The sequence below is a fragment of the Janibacter sp. A1S7 genome, from assembly GCF_037198315.1.
In the GTDB taxonomy this organism is placed as follows: domain Bacteria; phylum Actinomycetota; class Actinomycetes; order Actinomycetales; family Dermatophilaceae; genus Janibacter; species Janibacter alittae.
In genome coordinates, this window is record NZ_CP144913.1 from 2,058,645 (window position 1) to 2,076,723 (window position 18,079).

18 protein-coding genes are annotated in these 18,079 nt (G+C 70.2%); 9 read left to right on the forward strand and 9 right to left on the reverse strand.

The window, feature by feature from the left end; all coding sequences use genetic code 11:
• Positions 1–6: 6 nt before the first annotated feature.
• Complete coding sequence (gene dusB / locus V1351_RS09850; protein WP_338747971.1) at positions 7–1,254, reverse strand: tRNA dihydrouridine synthase DusB; 1,248 nt, start codon at positions 1,252–1,254, stop codon at positions 7–9.
• Between the two features lie 49 nt (positions 1,255–1,303).
• Between dusB and V1351_RS09855 the strand changes: the two genes are divergently transcribed.
• The 3 genes from V1351_RS09855 to V1351_RS09865 are packed head-to-tail and all read left to right on the forward strand — an operon-like array spanning position 1,304 to position 3,773.
• Positions 1,304–1,978: a DUF1648 domain-containing protein gene (locus V1351_RS09855; RefSeq protein ID WP_338747972.1), complete on the forward strand. Its 675-nt coding sequence runs from the start codon at positions 1,304–1,306 to the stop codon at positions 1,976–1,978.
• Positions 1,975–2,943, forward strand: a complete 969-nt coding sequence (locus V1351_RS09860; RefSeq protein ID WP_338747973.1) for a cation diffusion facilitator family transporter — start codon at positions 1,975–1,977, stop codon at positions 2,941–2,943. Before V1351_RS09855 ends, V1351_RS09860 begins: the two co-directional genes overlap by 4 nt.
• A complete protein-coding gene (locus tag V1351_RS09865; protein WP_338747974.1) occupies positions 2,940–3,773 on the forward strand; it encodes a sulfurtransferase in 834 nt (277 codons plus the stop codon). The genes V1351_RS09860 and V1351_RS09865 overlap by 4 nt, the downstream gene beginning before the upstream one ends.
• Positions 3,774–3,861: 88 nt before the next feature.
• Here V1351_RS09865 and V1351_RS09870 read toward each other — a convergent pair whose 3' ends face one another.
• Together V1351_RS09870 and V1351_RS09875 are read right to left on the reverse strand one after the other, a co-directional pair.
• Positions 3,862–4,608 carry an alpha/beta fold hydrolase gene (locus tag V1351_RS09870; RefSeq protein ID WP_338747975.1) on the reverse strand — a complete coding sequence of 249 codons (747 nt, stop codon included), beginning with the start codon at positions 4,606–4,608 and terminating at the stop codon, positions 3,862–3,864.
• 5 nt (positions 4,609–4,613) lie between these two features.
• Positions 4,614–6,029 carry a glycine--tRNA ligase gene (locus V1351_RS09875; RefSeq protein WP_338747976.1) on the reverse strand — a complete coding sequence of 472 codons (1,416 nt, stop codon included), beginning with the start codon at positions 6,027–6,029 and terminating at the stop codon, positions 4,614–4,616.
• A 60-nt stretch (positions 6,030–6,089) separates the two neighbouring features.
• Between V1351_RS09875 and V1351_RS09880 the strand changes: the two genes are divergently transcribed.
• From V1351_RS09880 to V1351_RS09900, 5 genes are all read left to right on the forward strand, one after another.
• A complete protein-coding gene (locus V1351_RS09880; RefSeq protein ID WP_338747977.1) occupies positions 6,090–6,398 on the forward strand; it encodes a DUF6703 family protein in 309 nt (102 codons plus the stop codon).
• Between the two features lie 68 nt (positions 6,399–6,466).
• Positions 6,467–7,393: a metal ABC transporter substrate-binding protein gene (locus V1351_RS09885; protein ID WP_338747978.1), complete on the forward strand. Its 927-nt coding sequence runs from the start codon at positions 6,467–6,469 to the stop codon at positions 7,391–7,393.
• Positions 7,390–8,184, forward strand: coding sequence for a metal ABC transporter ATP-binding protein (locus V1351_RS09890; protein WP_338747979.1), 795 nt, complete (start codon positions 7,390–7,392; stop codon positions 8,182–8,184). The genes V1351_RS09885 and V1351_RS09890 overlap by 4 nt, the downstream gene beginning before the upstream one ends.
• Entirely contained in the window at positions 8,181–9,188 is a 1,008-nt protein-coding gene (locus V1351_RS09895) for a metal ABC transporter permease (RefSeq protein WP_338747980.1), read from the forward strand. The genes V1351_RS09890 and V1351_RS09895 overlap by 4 nt, the downstream gene beginning before the upstream one ends.
• Positions 9,185–9,583 (forward strand): Fur family transcriptional regulator, encoded by a 399-nt coding sequence (locus V1351_RS09900; RefSeq protein WP_338747981.1) that lies wholly within the window; start codon positions 9,185–9,187, stop codon positions 9,581–9,583. The genes V1351_RS09895 and V1351_RS09900 overlap by 4 nt, the downstream gene beginning before the upstream one ends.
• 10 nt (positions 9,584–9,593) lie before the next feature.
• Here the strand turns inward: V1351_RS09900 and V1351_RS09905 are convergent, their stop codons facing one another.
• Entirely contained in the window at positions 9,594–10,376 is a 783-nt protein-coding gene (locus V1351_RS09905) for an isoprenyl transferase (protein ID WP_338747982.1), read from the reverse strand.
• Positions 10,373–11,146, reverse strand: coding sequence for a DNA repair protein RecO (gene recO, locus V1351_RS09910; RefSeq protein WP_338747983.1), 774 nt, complete (start codon positions 11,144–11,146; stop codon positions 10,373–10,375). The genes V1351_RS09905 and recO overlap by 4 nt, the downstream gene beginning before the upstream one ends.
• 94 nt (positions 11,147–11,240) lie before the next feature.
• Between recO and V1351_RS09915 the strand changes: the two genes are divergently transcribed.
• Positions 11,241–11,864 carry an alpha-ketoglutarate-dependent dioxygenase AlkB gene (locus tag V1351_RS09915; protein ID WP_338747984.1) on the forward strand — a complete coding sequence of 208 codons (624 nt, stop codon included), beginning with the start codon at positions 11,241–11,243 and terminating at the stop codon, positions 11,862–11,864.
• 148 nt (positions 11,865–12,012) lie between these two features.
• Here the strand turns inward: V1351_RS09915 and leuA are convergent, their stop codons facing one another.
• From leuA to V1351_RS09935, 4 genes are all read right to left on the reverse strand, one after another.
• Complete coding sequence (gene leuA / locus V1351_RS09920) at positions 12,013–13,764, reverse strand: 2-isopropylmalate synthase (protein ID WP_338747985.1); 1,752 nt, start codon at positions 13,762–13,764, stop codon at positions 12,013–12,015.
• A 129-nt stretch (positions 13,765–13,893) separates the two neighbouring features.
• A complete protein-coding gene (locus tag V1351_RS09925; protein ID WP_338752511.1) occupies positions 13,894–14,199 on the reverse strand; it encodes an HNH endonuclease signature motif containing protein in 306 nt (101 codons plus the stop codon).
• A 927-nt stretch (positions 14,200–15,126) separates the two neighbouring features.
• Positions 15,127–16,164, reverse strand: a complete 1,038-nt coding sequence (locus tag V1351_RS09930) for an aspartate-semialdehyde dehydrogenase (RefSeq protein ID WP_338747986.1) — start codon at positions 16,162–16,164, stop codon at positions 15,127–15,129.
• 69 nt (positions 16,165–16,233) lie between these two features.
• Positions 16,234–17,931: a BCCT family transporter gene (locus V1351_RS09935; protein WP_338747987.1), complete on the reverse strand. Its 1,698-nt coding sequence runs from the start codon at positions 17,929–17,931 to the stop codon at positions 16,234–16,236.
• Positions 17,932–18,079 lie beyond the last annotated feature (148 nt).

The following is an 18,079-nucleotide window of genomic DNA, read 5'->3' on the forward strand; positions in this document are numbered from 1 at the left end:
CAGACCTCAGCCGCCGTCGACGACGGACCGCTCCGCCTGGGCGACCTGCTCCCGCTGGTCGGCGTCGAGCTCACGGCTGGCGAGCCAGTTCTCCGGGAGGGCGACCACGCGCGAGGAGCCCGCGCGGCCGCGCTGCCCCTCGGCGGCCTCCCCCGGCCACGGGGTGTCGGGGTCGAGGGTGGCGATGAGGTCGTCCAGCGCCGCGAGGGAGTCGACGAGCGCCAGCCGGTTGCGTACGGTGGAGCCGGCCGGGAACCCCTTGAGGTACCACGCGATGTGCTTGCGGATGTCGCGGCAGGCACGCAGCTCGTCGCCCGCGTAGAAGTCGGTGAGCAGCTCCGCGTGCCGACGCAGGGTCGCGGTGACCTCGCCGAGCGAGGGGCGGATGCGCACCTGCGTGCCGTTGAGTGCCGCTGCGAGGTCCGCGAAGAGCCAGGGCCGTCCCAGGCACCCGCGGCCGACGACGACGCCGTCGACGCCGGTCTCCTCGACCATCCTGACCGCGTCCTCGGCGGACCAGATGTCGCCGTTGCCCAGGACCGGCACGGAGGTGATGGTCTCCTTGAGCAGGCGGATCCTCGACCAGTCGGCGGTGCCGGAGTAGGCCTGGCTCGCGGTCCGGGCGTGCAGCGCGACGGCCGCGACCCCCTCCTCCACGGCGGCCGTGGCGGCCTCGAGGTAGGTGTGGTGCTCCTCGTCGATGCCGACACGCATCTTGACGGTGACGGGGACGTCCCCCTTCGCCCCCTCGGTGGCCGCCGCGGAGACGATCGCGCGGAAGAGGTCGCGCTTCCAGGGCAACGCCGCTCCCCCACCCTTGCGGGTGACCTTGGGGACCGGGCAGCCGAAGTTGAGGTCGATGTGGTCGGCCCGGTCCTCGGCCACGAGCATGCGCACCGCCCGGGCCGTGGTCGCCGGGTCGACGCTGTAGAGCTGCACGCTGCGCGGACTCTCGTCCGGGTCGTGCTCGATCAGGCGCATCGTCTCCGGGGTGCGCTCCACCAGGGCGCGGGAGGTGACCATCTCGTTGACGTAGAGGCTGTTCGCCCCCGTGGCCCCACTCGCGGCCAGGCCCGCGTCGCCCGCCTCGCGGCACAACCGTCGAAAGGCCCGGTTGGTGATCCCCGCCATCGGGGCGAGGACCACGGGCGAGTCGATGACGTGCCGACCGATGCGAAGGGGGGGCAGCACGCGCTCGCCGGCGGTCGGGGCGTCGTGCCGGGTCGGGCTCGTGGGCTGGGTCAGGGTGGTCATGACGCGGCCCAGTGTCTCACCGGGGCACGGGACAGGGACAATCGTGCGCATGGGCAGGCAGTCGAGGCAGGAGACGACCACGGACGGCAGCGAGCGCATCTCCCTCCGCCCGGCCGTGCCGTGGCTCCTGGGGACGCTCGCCCTGGGCGTGGCCGCCGTCATCATCGCGGTCGTGCGTCTGGACCAGCTGCCCGATCCGTACCCCGTCCACTTCGGTGTGCTGGGCGACCCGGACCGCTACACCGATCGTTCCCTCGGCAGCGTCCTGATGCCCACGCTCGTCGGGCAGGCGAGCGGACTCGCGGTCTTCGCCACGCTGCTGCTGATCCGCGCCCAGGGCCACGCCCGACTCGTCACGCCGCTCGCCGCGCTCGCCAGCGTCGTCGGCGGGGGCATCTCGTTGACCTCCATCAGCCAGTACCTCACCGACGATGCGGTCCCACCACCATGGACCTTCTGGGCGCTCCTCGCGGGCCTCACCGCGACCACGATCTGGGTCGTCATCGCCTCCGTCCGCGCCGGGCGCGAGAGCGGCGACGACCGTGCGGGCTGGCGCCTGGGCGGCCTCGTCTACGCCAACCCGGACGATCCGGACGTCCTCGTGTCCAAGCGTGCGGGAGTCGGGACCACCGTCAACCTCGGCAGACCGATGGGCTGGGCCGTCCTGGGGCTGCTCCTGCTCCCCGGCATCCTCGTCGTCGTGGCGGTGGTCCTGTGGACATGACGGCATCCACCGGCTCCCGGCAGCACCTGGAGAAGTTCGCCTGGCTGTCCATCGCGGCGGCCCTGGCCACGATCGCGCTCAAGACCGGAGCCTGGTGGATCACCGACTCGGTCGGTCTGCTCGCCGACGCGGCCGAGTCGATCGTCAACCTCGTCGCGGCGATCGCGGCCCTCATCGCTCTTCGGGTCGCCGGGCGCGCGGCCGACGACGACCACCACTTCGGTCACTCGAAGGCCGAGTACTTCTCGGCCGCGATCGAGGGCGCGATGATCTTCGTCGCCGCCGGCGTCATCATCTGGCAGGCGATCGGTCGGCTGCTCGACCCGCGACCCATCGACCAGGTCGGGCTCGGTGTGGCGATCTCCGTCGTGGCTGCGGTCCTCAACGGCGCCGTGGCCTTCGTCCTCCTGCGCGCCGGCCGGCGGCACCGCTCGATCACGTTGCGCGCCGATGGGCAGCACCTGCTCACCGATGTCTGGACCTCGGTGGGCGTCGTCGCCGGGATCGCGCTCGTCGCCGTGACCGGTATCGAGCTGCTCGACCCGATCGTCGCCCTGCTCGTCGGAGCCAACATCCTGTGGGCCGGGTGGCGCCTGCTCAACGAGTCGGGGACCGCGCTGATGGACGCGGCGCTGTCCCCCCAGGACAATGCCGATCTGGCGGACACCATCAACGCGCTGTGCAGCGACGAGGTCCACGTGCACGGGCTGCGCACCCGGATGGCGGGACACATCTCCTTCGCCGAGTTCCACGTGCTGGTCCCGGGTGCCTGGTCGGTACGTCGGGCGCACAACGTCGTGGAGGACATCGAGACCGCCATCGCCGAGGAGCACCCCGACCTGCGGGTGACCATCCACATCGAGCCCAGCGAGGACCCCCGGTCCTACGATGACTTCGGTGGCTACGAGATCCCCATCCAGCCGCTGCCGGACCGCGATGTCGCACCCAGCAAGGAGATCCCGTGAGCGCCCTCGTCGATCCCCGCACCCTGCAGTCGGAGCTCGCCGAGCCCGGCCCGTCGGGCCCCGTCGTCCTCGACGTGCAGTTCACCCTCACCGGCGACGGAGCGGACCTGTACGCCGGCGGGCACCTTCCCGACGCCCCCTTCGTCGATCTGGACGCCGTGCTGGCCGGCGAGCCGGGAGCGGGAGGCCGCCACCCCCTTCCCGATCCCGCGGTGCTGCAGGCGGGGCTGCGGGCAGCCGGCGTCGACGACGACTCGCACGTCGTCGTCTACGACCAGGCGTCATCCCTCGCCGCCGCCCGCGCCTGGTGGGTGCTTCGGTGGGCCGGGCTGACCGATGTGCGCGTCCTCGACGGCGGGCTCGCCGCTTGGCGGGACGCGGGAGGTGCGGTCTCCACCGGGGCAGTCTCCCCCACCCCGGGTTCGGTCACGGTCCGCCCGGGCTCGGTGCCGGTCCTGACCGCCGACGGCGCGGCCGACCTCACCGAGGCGGGCGTGCTCGTCGACGCGAGGGCCCCCGAGCGGTACCGCGGCGAGGTCGAGCCGATCGACCCGGTCGCGGGGCACGTCCCCGGTGCGGTCAACGTGCCGATGGGTGACCTCACGACCGACGAAGGGCGGCTGCGCTCCCCCCAGGAGCTCCGAGCACGCTTCGCGGCCGAGGGGATCGACGGGAGCACCGTGGTCGGTAGCTACTGCGGGTCGGGGGTCACCGCGGCCCACACCGCCCTGGCACTGCACGAGATCGGTATCGAGGCCGCCGTCTACGTCGGCAGCTGGAGCCACTGGGTCACCGACCCGGTCCGACCGGTCGCCACCGGCCGCCGCTGACACGAACTGCTGCAGGCTCTAGTTCGTATGGTCAGCCGCACCTCGACCTGCTGCTGACCATACGAACTAGAGCCTGCAGCACGTCGTATCAGGCGGGGAGGGAGTCGACGAAGGAACCGATGGCCGTGGCGACCGGGGCGGCATGGGTCATCGGCGCGAAGTGCGTGGCTCCGGGGATGTGCACGATCTCGAGGTCGTGGCGCAGCGCCCGTGCCGTGCCCTCCCCGACGCGGAACTGGTCGTACTCGCCGTTGATCGCCACGACCGGCACGTCGACCTCGGCGAGCGACCCGAGGTCCACCTCGTCGATGACCGCGTCCCACGCATCCGGGATCGCCTCGAGGCCCGGCCCTCGCTGCAGGACCGCGGCAGCGGTGCGGGCCCCGATGATCCGGCGCAGCGAGGCCGCATCGGTCTCCCGGAGGGACTCCGCCCTGCGCACGTCCCCCAGCCCCGCCCGCAGGGCGCTGCCGAAGGCCCGGTAGATCCCGGCCAGACGTGAGGAGGGCTGGGCCGTCGAGCCCATGAGGACGAGCCCGGAAAGCACGCCGTGGTGGCGCGCTGCCCACTCCATCGCCACGTACCCACCGAGGCTGTGCCCACCGAGGACGATCCGGTGTCGGCTCGGGTCGAGCGCCTCGACCGCATCGCCGACCGCAGCGATGCCGCCCTCCATGGTGAAGGGCACGTGCTGCTCCAGACCGTGACCGGGCAGGTCGAGGTGCTCGCAGACGATCCGGCCCAGGAGGGCCTCCTCCAAGGGGATCCACGCCGCGGCATTGAGCCGACTGCCGTGGACGAGCAGCAGCCGGATCGGCGCTCCCGATCGATCCATGACGGCTAGGAGCCGAGGAGGCGGGGAGCGAGCCAGGCCTCGACCTGGTCGATCGAGACACGCTCCTGACGCATCGAGTCGCGCTCACGGACGGTCACCGAGTTGTCCTCGAGCGTGTCGAAGTCCACGGTGATGCAGTACGGCGTCCCGATCTCGTCCTGGCGACGGTACCGCTTGCCGATGGCCTGGGCGTCGTCGAACTCGACGTTCCAGTTCCTGCGCAGCTGCGCGGCCAGGTCGCGGGCCTTCGGCGAGAGGTCGGCATTGCGCGAGAGCGGCAGCACGGCCGCCTTGACGGGAGCCAGCCGGTGGTCGAGGCGCAACACGGTCCGCTTGTCCACGCCCCCCTTCGCGTTGGGGGCCTCGTCCTCGGCGTACGCGTCGACGAGGAAGGTCATGATCGAACGGGACAGACCGGCCGCCGGCTCGATGACGTACGGCGTGTACTTCTCGTTGTTGGCCTGGTCGAAGAAGGACAGGTCCGTGCCCGAGTGCTTGCTGTGCGAGCTGAGGTCGAAGTCGGTGCGGTTGGCGATGCCCTCGAGCTCACCCCACTCGTTCCCGGCAAAGTTGAAGCGGTACTCGATGTCGACGGTGCGCTTGGCATAGTGGCTCAGCTTCTCGACCGGGTGCTCGAAGTGGCGCAGGTTGTCCGGGTCGATCCCCAGGTCCGTGTACCAGCGCGTGCGCTCCGCGATCCAGTACTCGTGCCACTGCTCGTCCTCACCCGGCTTGACGAAGAACTCCATCTCCATCTGCTCGAACTCGCGGGTTCGGAAGATGAAGTTGCCCGGCGTGATCTCGTTGCGGAAGGACTTGCCGGTCTGGGCGATGCCGAAGGGTGGCTTCTTCCGTGAGGTCTGCAGGACGTTGTTGAAGTTGATGAAGATGCCCTGGGCGGTCTCCGGACGCAGGTAGTGCAGCCCGGACTCGTCCTCGATGACCCCGAGATAGGTCTTGAGCATCATGTTGAACTCGCGCGGCTCGGTCCACTGACCGCGGGTACCGCAGTCGGGGCAGACGATCTCGCTGAGCGGCACCTGGTCCGGGTCGATGTCAGCGCCCGACTTGCCCTTCTTCTCCGCCTTGTCCGCGATCGCCTCCTGCAGGTGGTCCTGACGGTGGCGCCGGTGGCAGGTGAGGCACTCGATGAGCGGGTCGCTGAACGTGCCCACGTGGCCCGAGGCGACCCAGGTCTCGCGCGGCAGGATGATCGAGGAGTCCAGGCCGACGACGTCGTCGCGACCGGTGACCATCGAGCGCCACCACTGACGCTTGATGTTCTCCTTCAGCTCCACGCCGAGGGGCCCGTAGTCCCAGGCGGAGCGGGTCCCCCCGTAGATCTCTCCGCAGGGGAAGACGAAGCCACGGCGCTTGGCGAGGTTGACGACGGTGTCCACGGTGGAGATCGGCTTGGCCATGAGGGAGAGGCTATCCGGCACCCCGTCCGGTGACCGCATCGGGCCGCCTATCCTGTGGGCGTGCCCAGCAACGACACGCCCCGCCCCGAGCCCGTCGCGACCAACGCCTTCGAACGCGCGAGCCTCCCCGCGACGCGTTTCCTCGCCGGACTACCACCGTACGTCCCGGTGGTCGTCGTCTTCGTCCTCGTGATCCTCGGCGGCCTCCTCGGCCCCTGGGGCACCATCCCCCTCGGGCTCGTCGTGCTCTTCCTCGTCTGGATGCTCGCGCTCAGCTGGCCGCGGCTGCGCCCGAGCGAGCGCCTGATGCGCATCGCGGTCGTCGCCCTCGTGGTCGGGCTGACGATCATCAAGGTGGTCCCCCGCTGACCGGTGGAGCCAGCGGCCCGGCCGGTCGAGATTGACAATCGTTCTCACTACGAGTGAAAATCATTCTCATGTACCGGACCGCGGTCACCGTGACCACCTGTGCCCTGCTGCTGGCCCTCTCGGCCTGCGGGACCTCGGACGCGAGCGGCGGGGACGAGGACGCGGTCGCCGTCACCACGTCCTTCTACCCCCTCGAGTACGCCACCGAGCAGGTCGGCGGGGAGCACGTCTCCGTCAGCAACCTCACCCGACCCGGCGCCGAACCGCACGACCTCGAGCTGAGTCCCAAGCAGGTCCTTCAGGCCGGCCGTGCCGACCACCTGATCTACCTCTCGGGCTTCCAGCCCTCGGTCGACGACGCGGCCACGCAGACACCGGACACCGCCTTCGACGTCTCCGGGACGGCACGACTGGACGTCGCAACGGATGAGGACGAGCACGAGGACGCCGCGCACGACGACCACGACCACGGCGCGCGGGACCCCCACTTCTGGCTCGATCCGACCCGATACGCCGACGTCGCCGACGCGATCGCCGAGCTGCTCGCCGAGGACGACCCCGCGCACGCCGAGGACTACCGGGCCAATGCCAAGGCCTTCACGGCCGAGCTCACCGACCTGGACCAGGAACTGCAGCAGGACCTGTCCGACTGCACCCGGCGCGACCTGGTCACCGGGCACGCGGCCTTCGCGTACTTCGCCGACCGCTACGACTTCCACGAGGTCTCGCTGAGCGGGCTCAGCCCGGACGCACAACCCGGGGCAGCGGCGATGGCCGACCTCATCTCCTACATCAAGGAGGAGGACATCTCGACCGTGTACGCCGAGCCCCTCGTGCCGCGCGACCTCGCGGACACCATTGCCCGCGACTCCGGCGCAAGCGTCGCCGTGCTCGATCCGATCGAGGGCGTGACGAAGGAGTCCGCGGGCTCCGACTACTTCGAGATCATGCGCAGCAACCGCGACGCCGTGGTCGAGGGACAGGGCTGCCGATGAGCGACGAGCCCGTCATCGAGTTGCGCCGCGCGGCCTTCGGCTACGAGGACCGCGCGGTGGTCGGCGACATCGACCTGACCATCCGACGCGGTGAGGTCGTCGCCGTGCTGGGGCCGAACGGCTCCGGCAAGTCCACCCTCGTCAAGGGCCTCCTCGGACTCACCGAGCTGCAGGCCGGCACCGCCCGGGTGCTGGGGAACCCGATCGGCTCACGTCCCGCCCGCAACGGCATCGGCTACGTCCCGCAGCGCCACACCCTCGCCTCGGCGGTCAAGGCGACGGCCACCGAGATCGTCACGATGGGTCGCACGGTGCGCACGCCCTGGTGGGCGCCGTGGCGGATCCGCTCCGCGGGCAACCGGGCCCTCGTCCGGGAGGCCCTGGCCGTCGTCGGCCTGGGCACCCTGACCGATCACGACGTCGCCACCCTCTCCGGAGGGCAGCAGCGCCGCGTGCTCATCGCACGAGCGCTGGCCAGCCGGCCGGAGGTCTTCCTCATGGACGAGCCCACGGCGGGCGTCGACCGCGGGCACCAACAGGTGCTCGTCGCGGTGATGCGCCGTCTCGTCGAGCGCGGTGCCACCCTCGTCGTCGTCACCCACGAGCTGGACGCGCTGGCCGACCTGGTCACCCGAGCGATCGTCGTCAGCGGTGGTCGGATCAGCCACGACGGACCACCGCAGGACGTCGCCCCGCACGAGGTGGACCACATCCACCACGAGGGCGAGGACGCGCGACCCCGCTCCCCCGTCCCCACGACGTTCCTGCCGACGACGGGAGGGCCTCGATGATGGATCTGCTCAGCCTGGAGTTCATGCGCAACTCACTCATCGCGGCCGTTCTCGTCGGCGCGTCCGCCCCGCTGGTCGGTGTCTTCCTCGTCCAGCGCGGCATGTCCCTCATCGGCGACGGAATGGGGCACATGGCCCTGGCCGGGGTCGGTGTCGGGGTGCTCACGCAGACCTCCCCCGTCCTGGCCGCGCTCGTCGTCGTCATCGTCGCCGCGGTGGCGATCGAGTTGCTGCGGCACTTCGGCAGCACCAGCGGGGACCTCGCCCTGGCCGTGATGTTCTACGGCGGCATCGCCGCCGGCGTCGTCATCCTCGCCAGGGCTCCCCAGGGGTCGTCGACCAACCTGCAGGGCTATCTCTTCGGCGCACTGAACACCGTCTCCCGCAACGACCTCATCGCCTTCGCCGTCCTCGCCGGGGTCGTGCTCGTGACGGTGCTCCTGCTGCGCGAGCGGCTCTTCGCCGTCGCCCAGGACGAGGAGTACGCCAAGGCCTCGGGCCTGCCGGTCCTCGCGACGAACGTCCTGCTCGCGGTGCTCACCGGCGTCACCGTCGTGATCTCCATGCGCGTCATCGGACTGCTGCTCATCAGCGCGCTGATGATCCTGCCCAATGCCACCGGCCAGCGCCTCGGGCGCTCCTTCCGCAGCAGCCTCGTGTGGGCGGTCGCCGTCGGCCTGGCCACGAGCGTCGGGGGGGTGGTCACCAGCTTCTACGGCGACACCCCTTCCGGCGCGACGATCGTCCTGCTGGCGATCGCCGCCTTCATCACCTCCGCCGTCGGCGCCTGGCTCGTCCACCTCATCGGGCGCACGCAGCACACGAGCGCCGAGAACCACGAGCACGTGCACTGGGAGGACTGCGGACACGAGGCCGTGCTCCACGACGACCACGTCGACTACGTCCACGACGGTCACCGCCACGCCGAGCACGGGGACCACCGGGGCGAGCACGCGCCCGGGCGCGAGGACCCGCACTCGACCTTCGAAGGGAGCCATCGATGACCGACATCCGCACCCGCCGCCCGACGAAGCAGCGCATCGCCATCGAGGCGGACCTCGACCGATTCGAGGCGTTCCGCACCGCGCAGGAGATCCACGCCAGCCTGCACGCCGCCGGCGACAAGATCGGGCTGGCGACGGTCTACCGCACGCTGCAGACCATGGTCGAGGAGGACATCGTCGACCAGCTGCGCACGGATGACGGCGAGCAGATCTTCCGGCGCTGCAGCACGGGTCACCACCACCACCTGGTGTGCCGCGACTGCGGTCGCACCGTCGAGGTCGAGGGACCGACCGTGGAGCGGTGGGCCGATCGGGTGGCCGCCGAGCACGGCTTCACGCAGGTGGCCCACACCCTCGAGCTCTTCGGTCGCTGCGCGGACTGCCCCGGCGAGTGACCCCCTTCGCTCAGGCGCCGGTGGGCGTGTCCACCGCGCCGCCGTACCTCCGGTCCCGCGCGGCGTAGGTCTCGATCGCCTCCCACAGGTGACGGCGGTCGTAGTCCGGCCACAGCGTGTCCTGGAAGACCATCTCCGCGTAGGCGGACTGCCACAGCAGGAAGTTGCTGGTGCGCTGCTCGCCCGAGCTGCGCAGGAAGAGGTCGACGTCCGGCATGTCCGGCTCGGCGAGGTAGCGCGCGATCGTCCGCTCGTCGATGCGTGAGCCCTTCAGCCGACCGGCGGCCACGTCGGCAGCGATCCCCCGCACCGCGTCGGCGATCTCGGCCCGTCCGCCGTAGTTGACGCAGAAGTACAGCGTCATCGCGTCGTTGTCCCGGGTCATCTCCTGGGCGATCTCGAGCTCCTTGATCACCGAGCTCCACAGCTTCGGCCGACGCCCGACCCAGCGCATCCGCACTCCCCACGCGTGCAACTGGTCCCGCCGACGACGGATGACGTCGCGGTTGAAGCCCATGAGGAACCGCACCTCCTCGGGCGACCGTCGCCAGTTCTCCGTGGAGAAGGCATAGGTCGACAGGTGCTGCACGCCGATCTCCAGCGCACCGGCGACGACGTCGAGCAGCGCGCCCTCCCCCGCCTCGTGGCCCTTGGTCCGCGCCAGGCCGCGCTGGTTGGCCCACCGACCGTTGCCGTCCATGACGACGGCGACGTGGCCGGGCACGAGCTCGGCGGGCACCGGCGGTGGGGTGACTCCACTCGGGTGGGCGAAGGGGGTGGCGTAGCGACTCATCCGGTCCTCTGCGGTGGGGTGCGGTCGGCAGTGGTCCGCGCGACGCTGCGATCGACGTGGCGCAGGGAGAGCACCCCGCGCTCGAGGTGCCACTGGAGGAAGGCCGCCGCCAGGCCCGACCCCTCGCGACGGTGCCGGTCGAAGGACTGGTCGGCCGTGACCCAGTCGCCGGTGAGCAGGGCCGCGAGCAGGTCGAGGGTCTCGGGGGCGGGGGCCGAGGACCCCGGCACCCGGCAGAGACGGCACAGCACCCCACCTGAGGCGACGTGGAAGGCCCGGTGCGGCCCCCCGTCGCCGCATCGGGCGCAGTCGTGGAAGCTCGGTGCCCACCCGGCGACAGCGAGGGCCCGCAGCAGGTAGGCATCGAGCACCAGCTCGGGTGCGTGCTCGTCGTGGGCCAGGGAGCGCAGTGCCCCGGCGAGGAGGAGGTACTGCTGCACGGCCGGCTCGTGCTCCTCGGTGAGCCGGTCCGCGGTCTCGAGGATGGCGCTGGCATTGGTCCAGCGTCGGTAGTCGCGCGCGAGCGCATCGCCCCAGGCGTCGAGGGACTCGGTCTGCGTCACGGTGTCGAGGTTGCGCCCCTCGTAGCACTGGAGGTCGACATGCATCCCCGGCTCGAGGCGGGCGCCGAACTTCGACTTGGTCCGGCGCACTCCCTTCGCCACGGTCCGGATCTTGCCGCGGCCGCGGGTGAGCACGGTGATGATCCGGTCGGCCTCACCCAGCTTGTGGGTGCGCAGCACGACTCCGGATTCGCGGTAGAGGGGCACGCGCCCATTGTCCCCCTTCGTCCCGCGGCGACACGCACCCCCACGCCGACATGGTTGTCGAACACGCGTTCGACCGACTGCTACCCTCGATGACATGCAGGCGCTCCAGTCCTCGCTCTTCGACACCGCGGACGACCCGACCCTCGGGGACCTGCAGTCGCGTCATCGGCGCTACCTCGACGGCAGCGCCTGGATCGACCTGGTGCCCGGCTGGGCCTGCGGCGCCGACGAGGTTCTGGAAGCGCTGCTGCACGAGGTGCCGTGGCGCTCCGAGCGGCGCACCATGTACGACTCGGTCGTCGACGTACCGCGGCTGACCTGCTTCTACTCGGCGGGCGAGGCACTCCCCCACCCGATGCTGGTCGACATGCGCGAGCGGCTGACCGAGCACTACGCGCCCGAGCTCGGCGAGCCCTTCGTCACCGCCGGTCTGTGCCTCTACCGCACCGGCGCCGACTCCGTCGCCTGGCACGGCGATCGGATCGGGCGCAGTCGTACCGACGACACGATGGTCGCCATCGTCTCTCTCGGCTCGGCCCGTCACCTCGCCTTCCGGCCGCGCGACGGCGGTCGCTCCCAACGGCTGTCACTCGGGCACGGCGACCTGGCCGTCATGGGTGGCGCCTGTCAGCGCACCTGGGACCACGCGATCCCGAAGACGACTGCTGCCCTCGGGCCGCGCATCTCCATCCAGTACCGCGTCGCCGGGGTTCGCTGACCGGTCAGCCCGCTCGCCCTCTCCCCGAACGAACGCCGGCCCCCAACGAACTGCTGCAGGCAGCACTTCGTTGAACGTGCAGCACCACGTAGTGCTGCTGGCTCAACGAACTAGAGCCAGCAGCACTTCGTAGTCAGGGGACGAATGGTCAGGCCGCGTCGTCCACCTGGGCGTCGCGCTCGGCGCGGTTGACCGCGGAGAGGATCGCGCGCAGCGAGGCCTTGACGATCGAGTCGTGCAGGCCGACGCCCCACAGGACACGCTCGCCGACGGCGCACTCGACGTACGAGGCAGCCCGTGCGTCACCACCGGCGGAAAGAGCGTGCTCGGCGTAGTCGAGCACACGCACGTCGATACCCAGGGGCTCGATGGCATTGAGGAAGGCCGCGATCGGGCCGTTGCCGCTGCCGGAGATCGCGACCTCCTGGCCGCGGTCGAGGATGTGGCCCTCGATGCGGTCGAGACCGTCGTCCTCACCGGTGAGCGTGGTGCGCACCGGCTGGTAGCGACCCCAGCCGTCCGTGTCCTCACCGTGCAGGTACTCGTCGTTGAAGACATCCCACAAGGCCAGACCGCTCATCTCGCCGCCGTCGGAGTCGGTCTTGCGCTGGACGACCGCCGAGAACTCCATCTGCAGGCGCCGTGGCAGCTCCAGGCCGACCTCCGAGTGCAGCAGGTAGGCGACTCCGCCCTTGCCGGACTGGCTGTTGACGCGCACGACCGCCTCGTAGTCGCGACCGATGTCGTGCGGGTCGATCGGCAGGTAGGGCACACCCCAGTCGATGCCGTCGATGCTGGCCCCGGCCTCCTTCGCCCGGCGCTGCATGTCGTCGAAGCCCTTCTTGATCGCGTCCTGGTGCGATCCGGAGAAGGCCGTGTAGACGAGGTCACCGCCCCACGGGTGGCGTGGGTGGACCGGCAGCTGCGTGCAGTGCTCGACGGTGCGTCGCACCTCGTCCATGGCGGAGAAGTCGATCTGCGGGTCGATGCCCTGGCTGAAGAGGTTCATGCCCAGGGTGACCAGGTCGACGTTGCCGGTGCGCTCGCCGTTGCCGAAGAGGCAGCCCTCGATGCGGTCGGCACCGGCCAGGTACCCCAGCTCGGCTGCGGCGACGCCCTCACCGCGGTCGTTGTGCGGGTGCAGGGAGAGCATGATCGACTCACGCCTGTCCAGGTGACGGCTCATCCACTCGATGGAGTCGGCATAGACGTTGGGGCTGGCCATCTCCACGGTCGCCGGCAGGTTGATGATCATCTTGTGGTCCGGCGTCGGGTCGATGACCTCGATGACCTCGTTGCAGATGCGGGCGGCGAAGTCGAGCTCGGTGCCCGTGTAGGACTCCGGCGAGTACTGGTAGTAGACGGTGGTGGTGTCGGCGACCGTCTCCTCGAGCTTCTTGCACAGGCGCGCGCCCTGCAGGGCGATGTCGACGATGCCGTCCTGGTCGGAGTTGAAGACGACCCGCCGCTGGACGATCGACGTCGAGTTGTAGAAGTGCACGATCGCCTGCTTGCTCCCGGCGATGGCATCGAAGGTCTTCTCGATCAGGTGGTCGCGGCACTGGGTGAGTACCTGGATCGTCACGTCGTCGGGGATGTGTCCCCCGTCGATCAGCTGGCGACAGAAGTTGAAGTCGGTCTCGCTCGCGCTGGGGAAGCCGACCTCGATCTCCTTGTAGCCCATCTTCACCAGCAGCTGGAACATCGTCAGCTTGCGGTCGGCGTCCATCGGGTCGATGAGTGCCTGGTTTCCGTCGCGCAGGTCGACCGCGCACCAGCGCGGTGCCCTCGTCATGACCTGGTCGGGCCAGGTGCGGTCGGGCAGCTCGACGGAGATCTGGTCCTGGAAGGGGATGTACTTCTGGATCGGCATCCGGGTGGACTGCTGGGGGTGGATCATGCGTTGTCCTTCGTCACGTCGGTGGGTGGGGCGGCACCACGAACTCCGCGACGAGGTGGCCGTCTGTCAGGCCTCGCCGCGGCAGAGAAGGAGGAGATCCGTCCGCATGGCCACTGACCTTACTCCGTGTCACCGCCGGGTGGGATGCCGGTCACGATCTGGACGGGCGAAGGGGGCGTCGGCTGCGCCCCGTCGGGTGACCCACAGGGTCGGCCGCACCCGGCCATGCAGCGTCGCCCGGCCGGTGTGGCCGGGCACGGGGCGGGGTCGCCAGACGTGCCAGGTGGCACCGGTGCCGGTGATCGTCGCGGTCAGGTCGTGGGTGTGCACCCTCGTGTGGTGTCGCTGACAGAGCAGTGCCCCGTTGCTCACGTCGCTCCGGCCGCCGCGGGACCACCCGTCCACGTGGTGGGCATCGCACCATTGCGGAGGCAGAGGGGGCGAGCACCTCGCCGGTGGCCGTCACTCCCGCACCGTGCGTCCCCTCGGACAAGTCCTCCAGCCCGATGGCACGACCACCTGCGCCTCCTCGCACCTCGGCTCGGCCCCCGGCGCCGCGACCCCACGGCGGATGACCTCGACCAGCGCATCCGCAGGACGCTGCGCCGCGGGTCGATCGTCGTGCTCGCCGTTCGGTCCGTGACCGGACCGGACAGGGCGGCCAAGGCCGAATCGACCAGTGCGGCGCCCTCCGCGTCGAGCACGACACGGTAGGCCGACGTGCCTGCCGGCCCCTCGCTCTTGGACAGGGAGCGCCCGCGCTTCGCACGACGGTCATCATCCTCGGTCTCCTTCTCGGGCTTCAGGAGCCGACCGGTTCGCGTGATGGCCGTCCCCAGCTCCTTCTCGGAGAGACCTCGCACGCGCTCCCGGCGCCGCCCGTCGGGACCTGTGGCGACCTCATCGTCCGTGGCGCCCTGGACGAGGATGTGCATCTCGGTCTCGAGCATCTCTCGTCCGCGATCGGCGCCAGCTGCGTGTGGAACCGTACGAGCTGGTCGGCCTTGCCCAACGGGAGATCTCCCGCGCCGAAGGCGCTACGCAGGTCGTTGACTGCGTCCCCGGCCTTGAGTGCGTACGGTCCCGCCATCCGGCTGCCGGCCCGCGCCACCCGGACCACCGACGCGACGTGCCGCGCCCCCGGGTCACACGCCCGCTGCCCCTCAGCTCGCGTGACCCAGTCATGCGCCGACCACGCCGAATCCGATGGCAGGCCACGCTGCAGCCCCTCGCGCACCAAGTCGACCTCGCCAAACCATAAGGATCGGCGTCTTCTCCGCCGTCGACGCGGCTGCTGGGCACACGACGACGGGGCCGGTCACCACCAGGTGACCGGCCCCCTTCGTGCGTCCTGCCGTGGTGTCAGCCCTTGCGTGCGACGACCGCCTCGGCGATCTGGACGGCGTTGAGCGCGGCGCCCTTGCGCAGGTTGTCGCCGGCGACGAAGAGGGTGAGGCCCTTGCCCTCGGGAGCCGCCTGGTCGGCGCGGATGCGACCGACGAAGACGTCGTCCCTGCCCGCGGACTGGAGCGGGTTGGGTACATCGGTGACGACGACGTTCTGCGCGCCCTGCAGGACCTTCTCCGCCTGCTCCGGGGTGATCTCCCGGTCGAACTCGGCGTGGATGGCCAGCGCGTGGCCGGTGAAGACCGGGACGCGCACGCAGGTGCCGGAGACCCGCAGCTCGGGCACGTGCAGGATGCGGCGCGACTCGTTGCGCAGCTTCTGCTCCTCGTCGGTCTCGAGGCTGCCGTCGTCGACGACCGCACCCGCGACCGGGACGACGTTGAAGCCGATGTGCGCGTCGTAGACCTGCGGCTCGGGCAGCGTCAGCGCCTCGCCGTCGGTGGCAAGGTCCTTCGGGTCGCCGGAGGCATAGCCGGCGCGCAGCTGGCTGTCGAGCTCGTCGAGACCCTTGCCCCCTGAGCCGGAGACGGCTTGGTACGTGGCCACTCGAAGGGAGACCAGGCCCGCCTCGTCGTGGAGGGGCTTGAGCACCGGCATCGCCGCCATGGTCGTGCAGTTCGGGTTGGCGATGATCCCCTTGGGCAACTCGTCGATGTCCGCGGCGTTGACCTCGGAGACGACGAGCGGGACCTCCGGGTCCTTGCGCCAGGCGCTGGAGTTGTCGATGACGGTCGCGCCGGCGGCCGCGACCTTGGGCGCGTACTCCTTGCTGGAGGAGCCGCCGTTGGAGAACAGCGCGATGTCCAGACCGGAGAAGTCCGCGGTGGCGGTGTCCTCGACCGTCACCTCCTGGTCCTTCCACGGGAGGGTCGACCCGGCGGAGCGTGCAGAGGCGAAGTAGCGGATCGAGGTGACGGGGAAGTCCCGCTCCTCGAGCAGCCCGCGCATGACGGATCCGACCTGGCCGGTGGCACCAAATATTCCGATGTGCATGCGCTCCAGTCTAAACGCGCCGACGGCCCCTCCCGAATCCATCTCAGGAGGGGCCGTCGCGCCACTGCCTCAGCGCTTGCGTCGCGTGACCGAGTCGACGAGGTCCTTGACGTCCTCGCGCACCTCACGCTTGAGCGAGACGCGGAAGCGGCGCCGTCGTCCGTGCACGATCTCTCCGTACTCGGCGGTCAGCTCCTTCGCCGTGGCGAAGGCCATGAGGATCATCACGATGCTGAAGGGTGCAGCGACGAGGATGGCCATGGTCTGCAGGGCGGACAGTCCCGTCCCCCCGGCCCCGCCGACGAGGACGAGGGCGGCCGCGACGGCCCCCTCGAGGGTGGCCCACATGACACGACTCCACAGCGGCGGGTTGGCCATGCCACCGGAGGCGATCATGTCCACGACGAAGGACCCGGAGTCCGAGCTGGTGACGAAGAAGATGACCACGAGGATGATGGCCACGATGCTCAGCAGGGTCGAGGCGGGCAGGCCGTCGAGCATCTGGAACAGGGCCAGATCGGTCGAGACCGCCCCCTCCTCGTCGACCAGGCCGCCGTCGCCGAACATCTGGCGGTAGATGCCCGAGCCGCCGAAGATCGAGAACCAGAGCATGCCCACGACGGTCGGGACGAGCAGGACACCGGTGATGAACTCCCGGACGGTGCGGCCGCGGGAGATGCGGGCGATGAAGACCCCGACGAAGGGGGACCAGCTGATCCACCAGCCCCAGTAGAACGTCGTCCACCCGGACAGCCAGGACTTGCCGTCCTCGCCGGCGAAGGCGAAGGTCCGGAAGCTCAGGGACAGGAAGTTCTGCAGGTAGGAGCCGATCTGCTGCACGAAGTCGCTGAGGAGGAAGAAGGTCGGGCCCAGGAGCAGGACCACGAGCATGAGCAGGCCCGCGAGGGTCATGTTGGCGTTGGACAGGAAGCGGATGCCCTTGTCGACGCCGCTGGCCACCGACACGACCGCCACTGCCGTGATGGCGACGATCAGGATCACCAGCAGCGTGGTCGAGACCGTGCCCGTCTCGGGGTCGACGCCCGCGACCCCCAGGTGGCCCAGGCCGGCACCGACCTGCGAGACCCCCAGGCCGAGTGAGGTGGCCACACCGAAGAGGGTGCCGATGATGGCCAGGACGTCCACGGCGTCACCGAGGACTCCCTTGACCCGGTCGCCGAAGATCGGCTCGAGCGCCCACCGGATCGAGACCGGACGCCCCTTGCGGTGCACGGCGTAGGCCACCGAGAGGCCGACGACGACGTAGATCGCCCAGGCGTGCAGACCCCAGTGCAGGAAGGTCGTGTCCAGTGCCTCCCGCGCACGGGCCGCATCGCCAGAGGCGCCTCCCGGCGGCGGGTTGACATAGTGGTTGAGCGGCTCGGCCACTCCCCAGAAGACGAGCCCGATGCCCATGCCGGCAGCGAAGAGCATCGCGAACCACGACGGCAAGGAGTACTCCGGGTCCTCGTCCTTGTTCCCCAGGACGATGGACCCCATGGGCGTCAGCGCCAGCCAGATCGAGTAGAAGACGAACCCGGTGACGGTCAGGACGTAGAACCAGCCGAGGTCACCGACGACGGTGTCGTTGACCGACGACAGGATGCCGTCCAGCTGCGTCGGGAAGACCAGGGCCAACCCGACGAAGAGGACGAGCAGCACCGCTGCGGGCCAGAAGACCCGCGGGGCCGGGATCGTGGGTCCGGGCTCGGGGGCCTGCGGGAGATCGGAGTGTCCGCCTGCTGGCGGAGCCGCTTCTTCATTCACTGACGTGTGGTCGGTCATGACGGATCACGGCTGCCGAAGGGGGCCGTGCTCACCTCTCAGATTGTCGCGGCGTTCTCACGGTGGTCACGGTGTGCAGCACACCATGCTGCTGGGCCGGTGCACCAATACCAAACCGGGACTGCGCGGC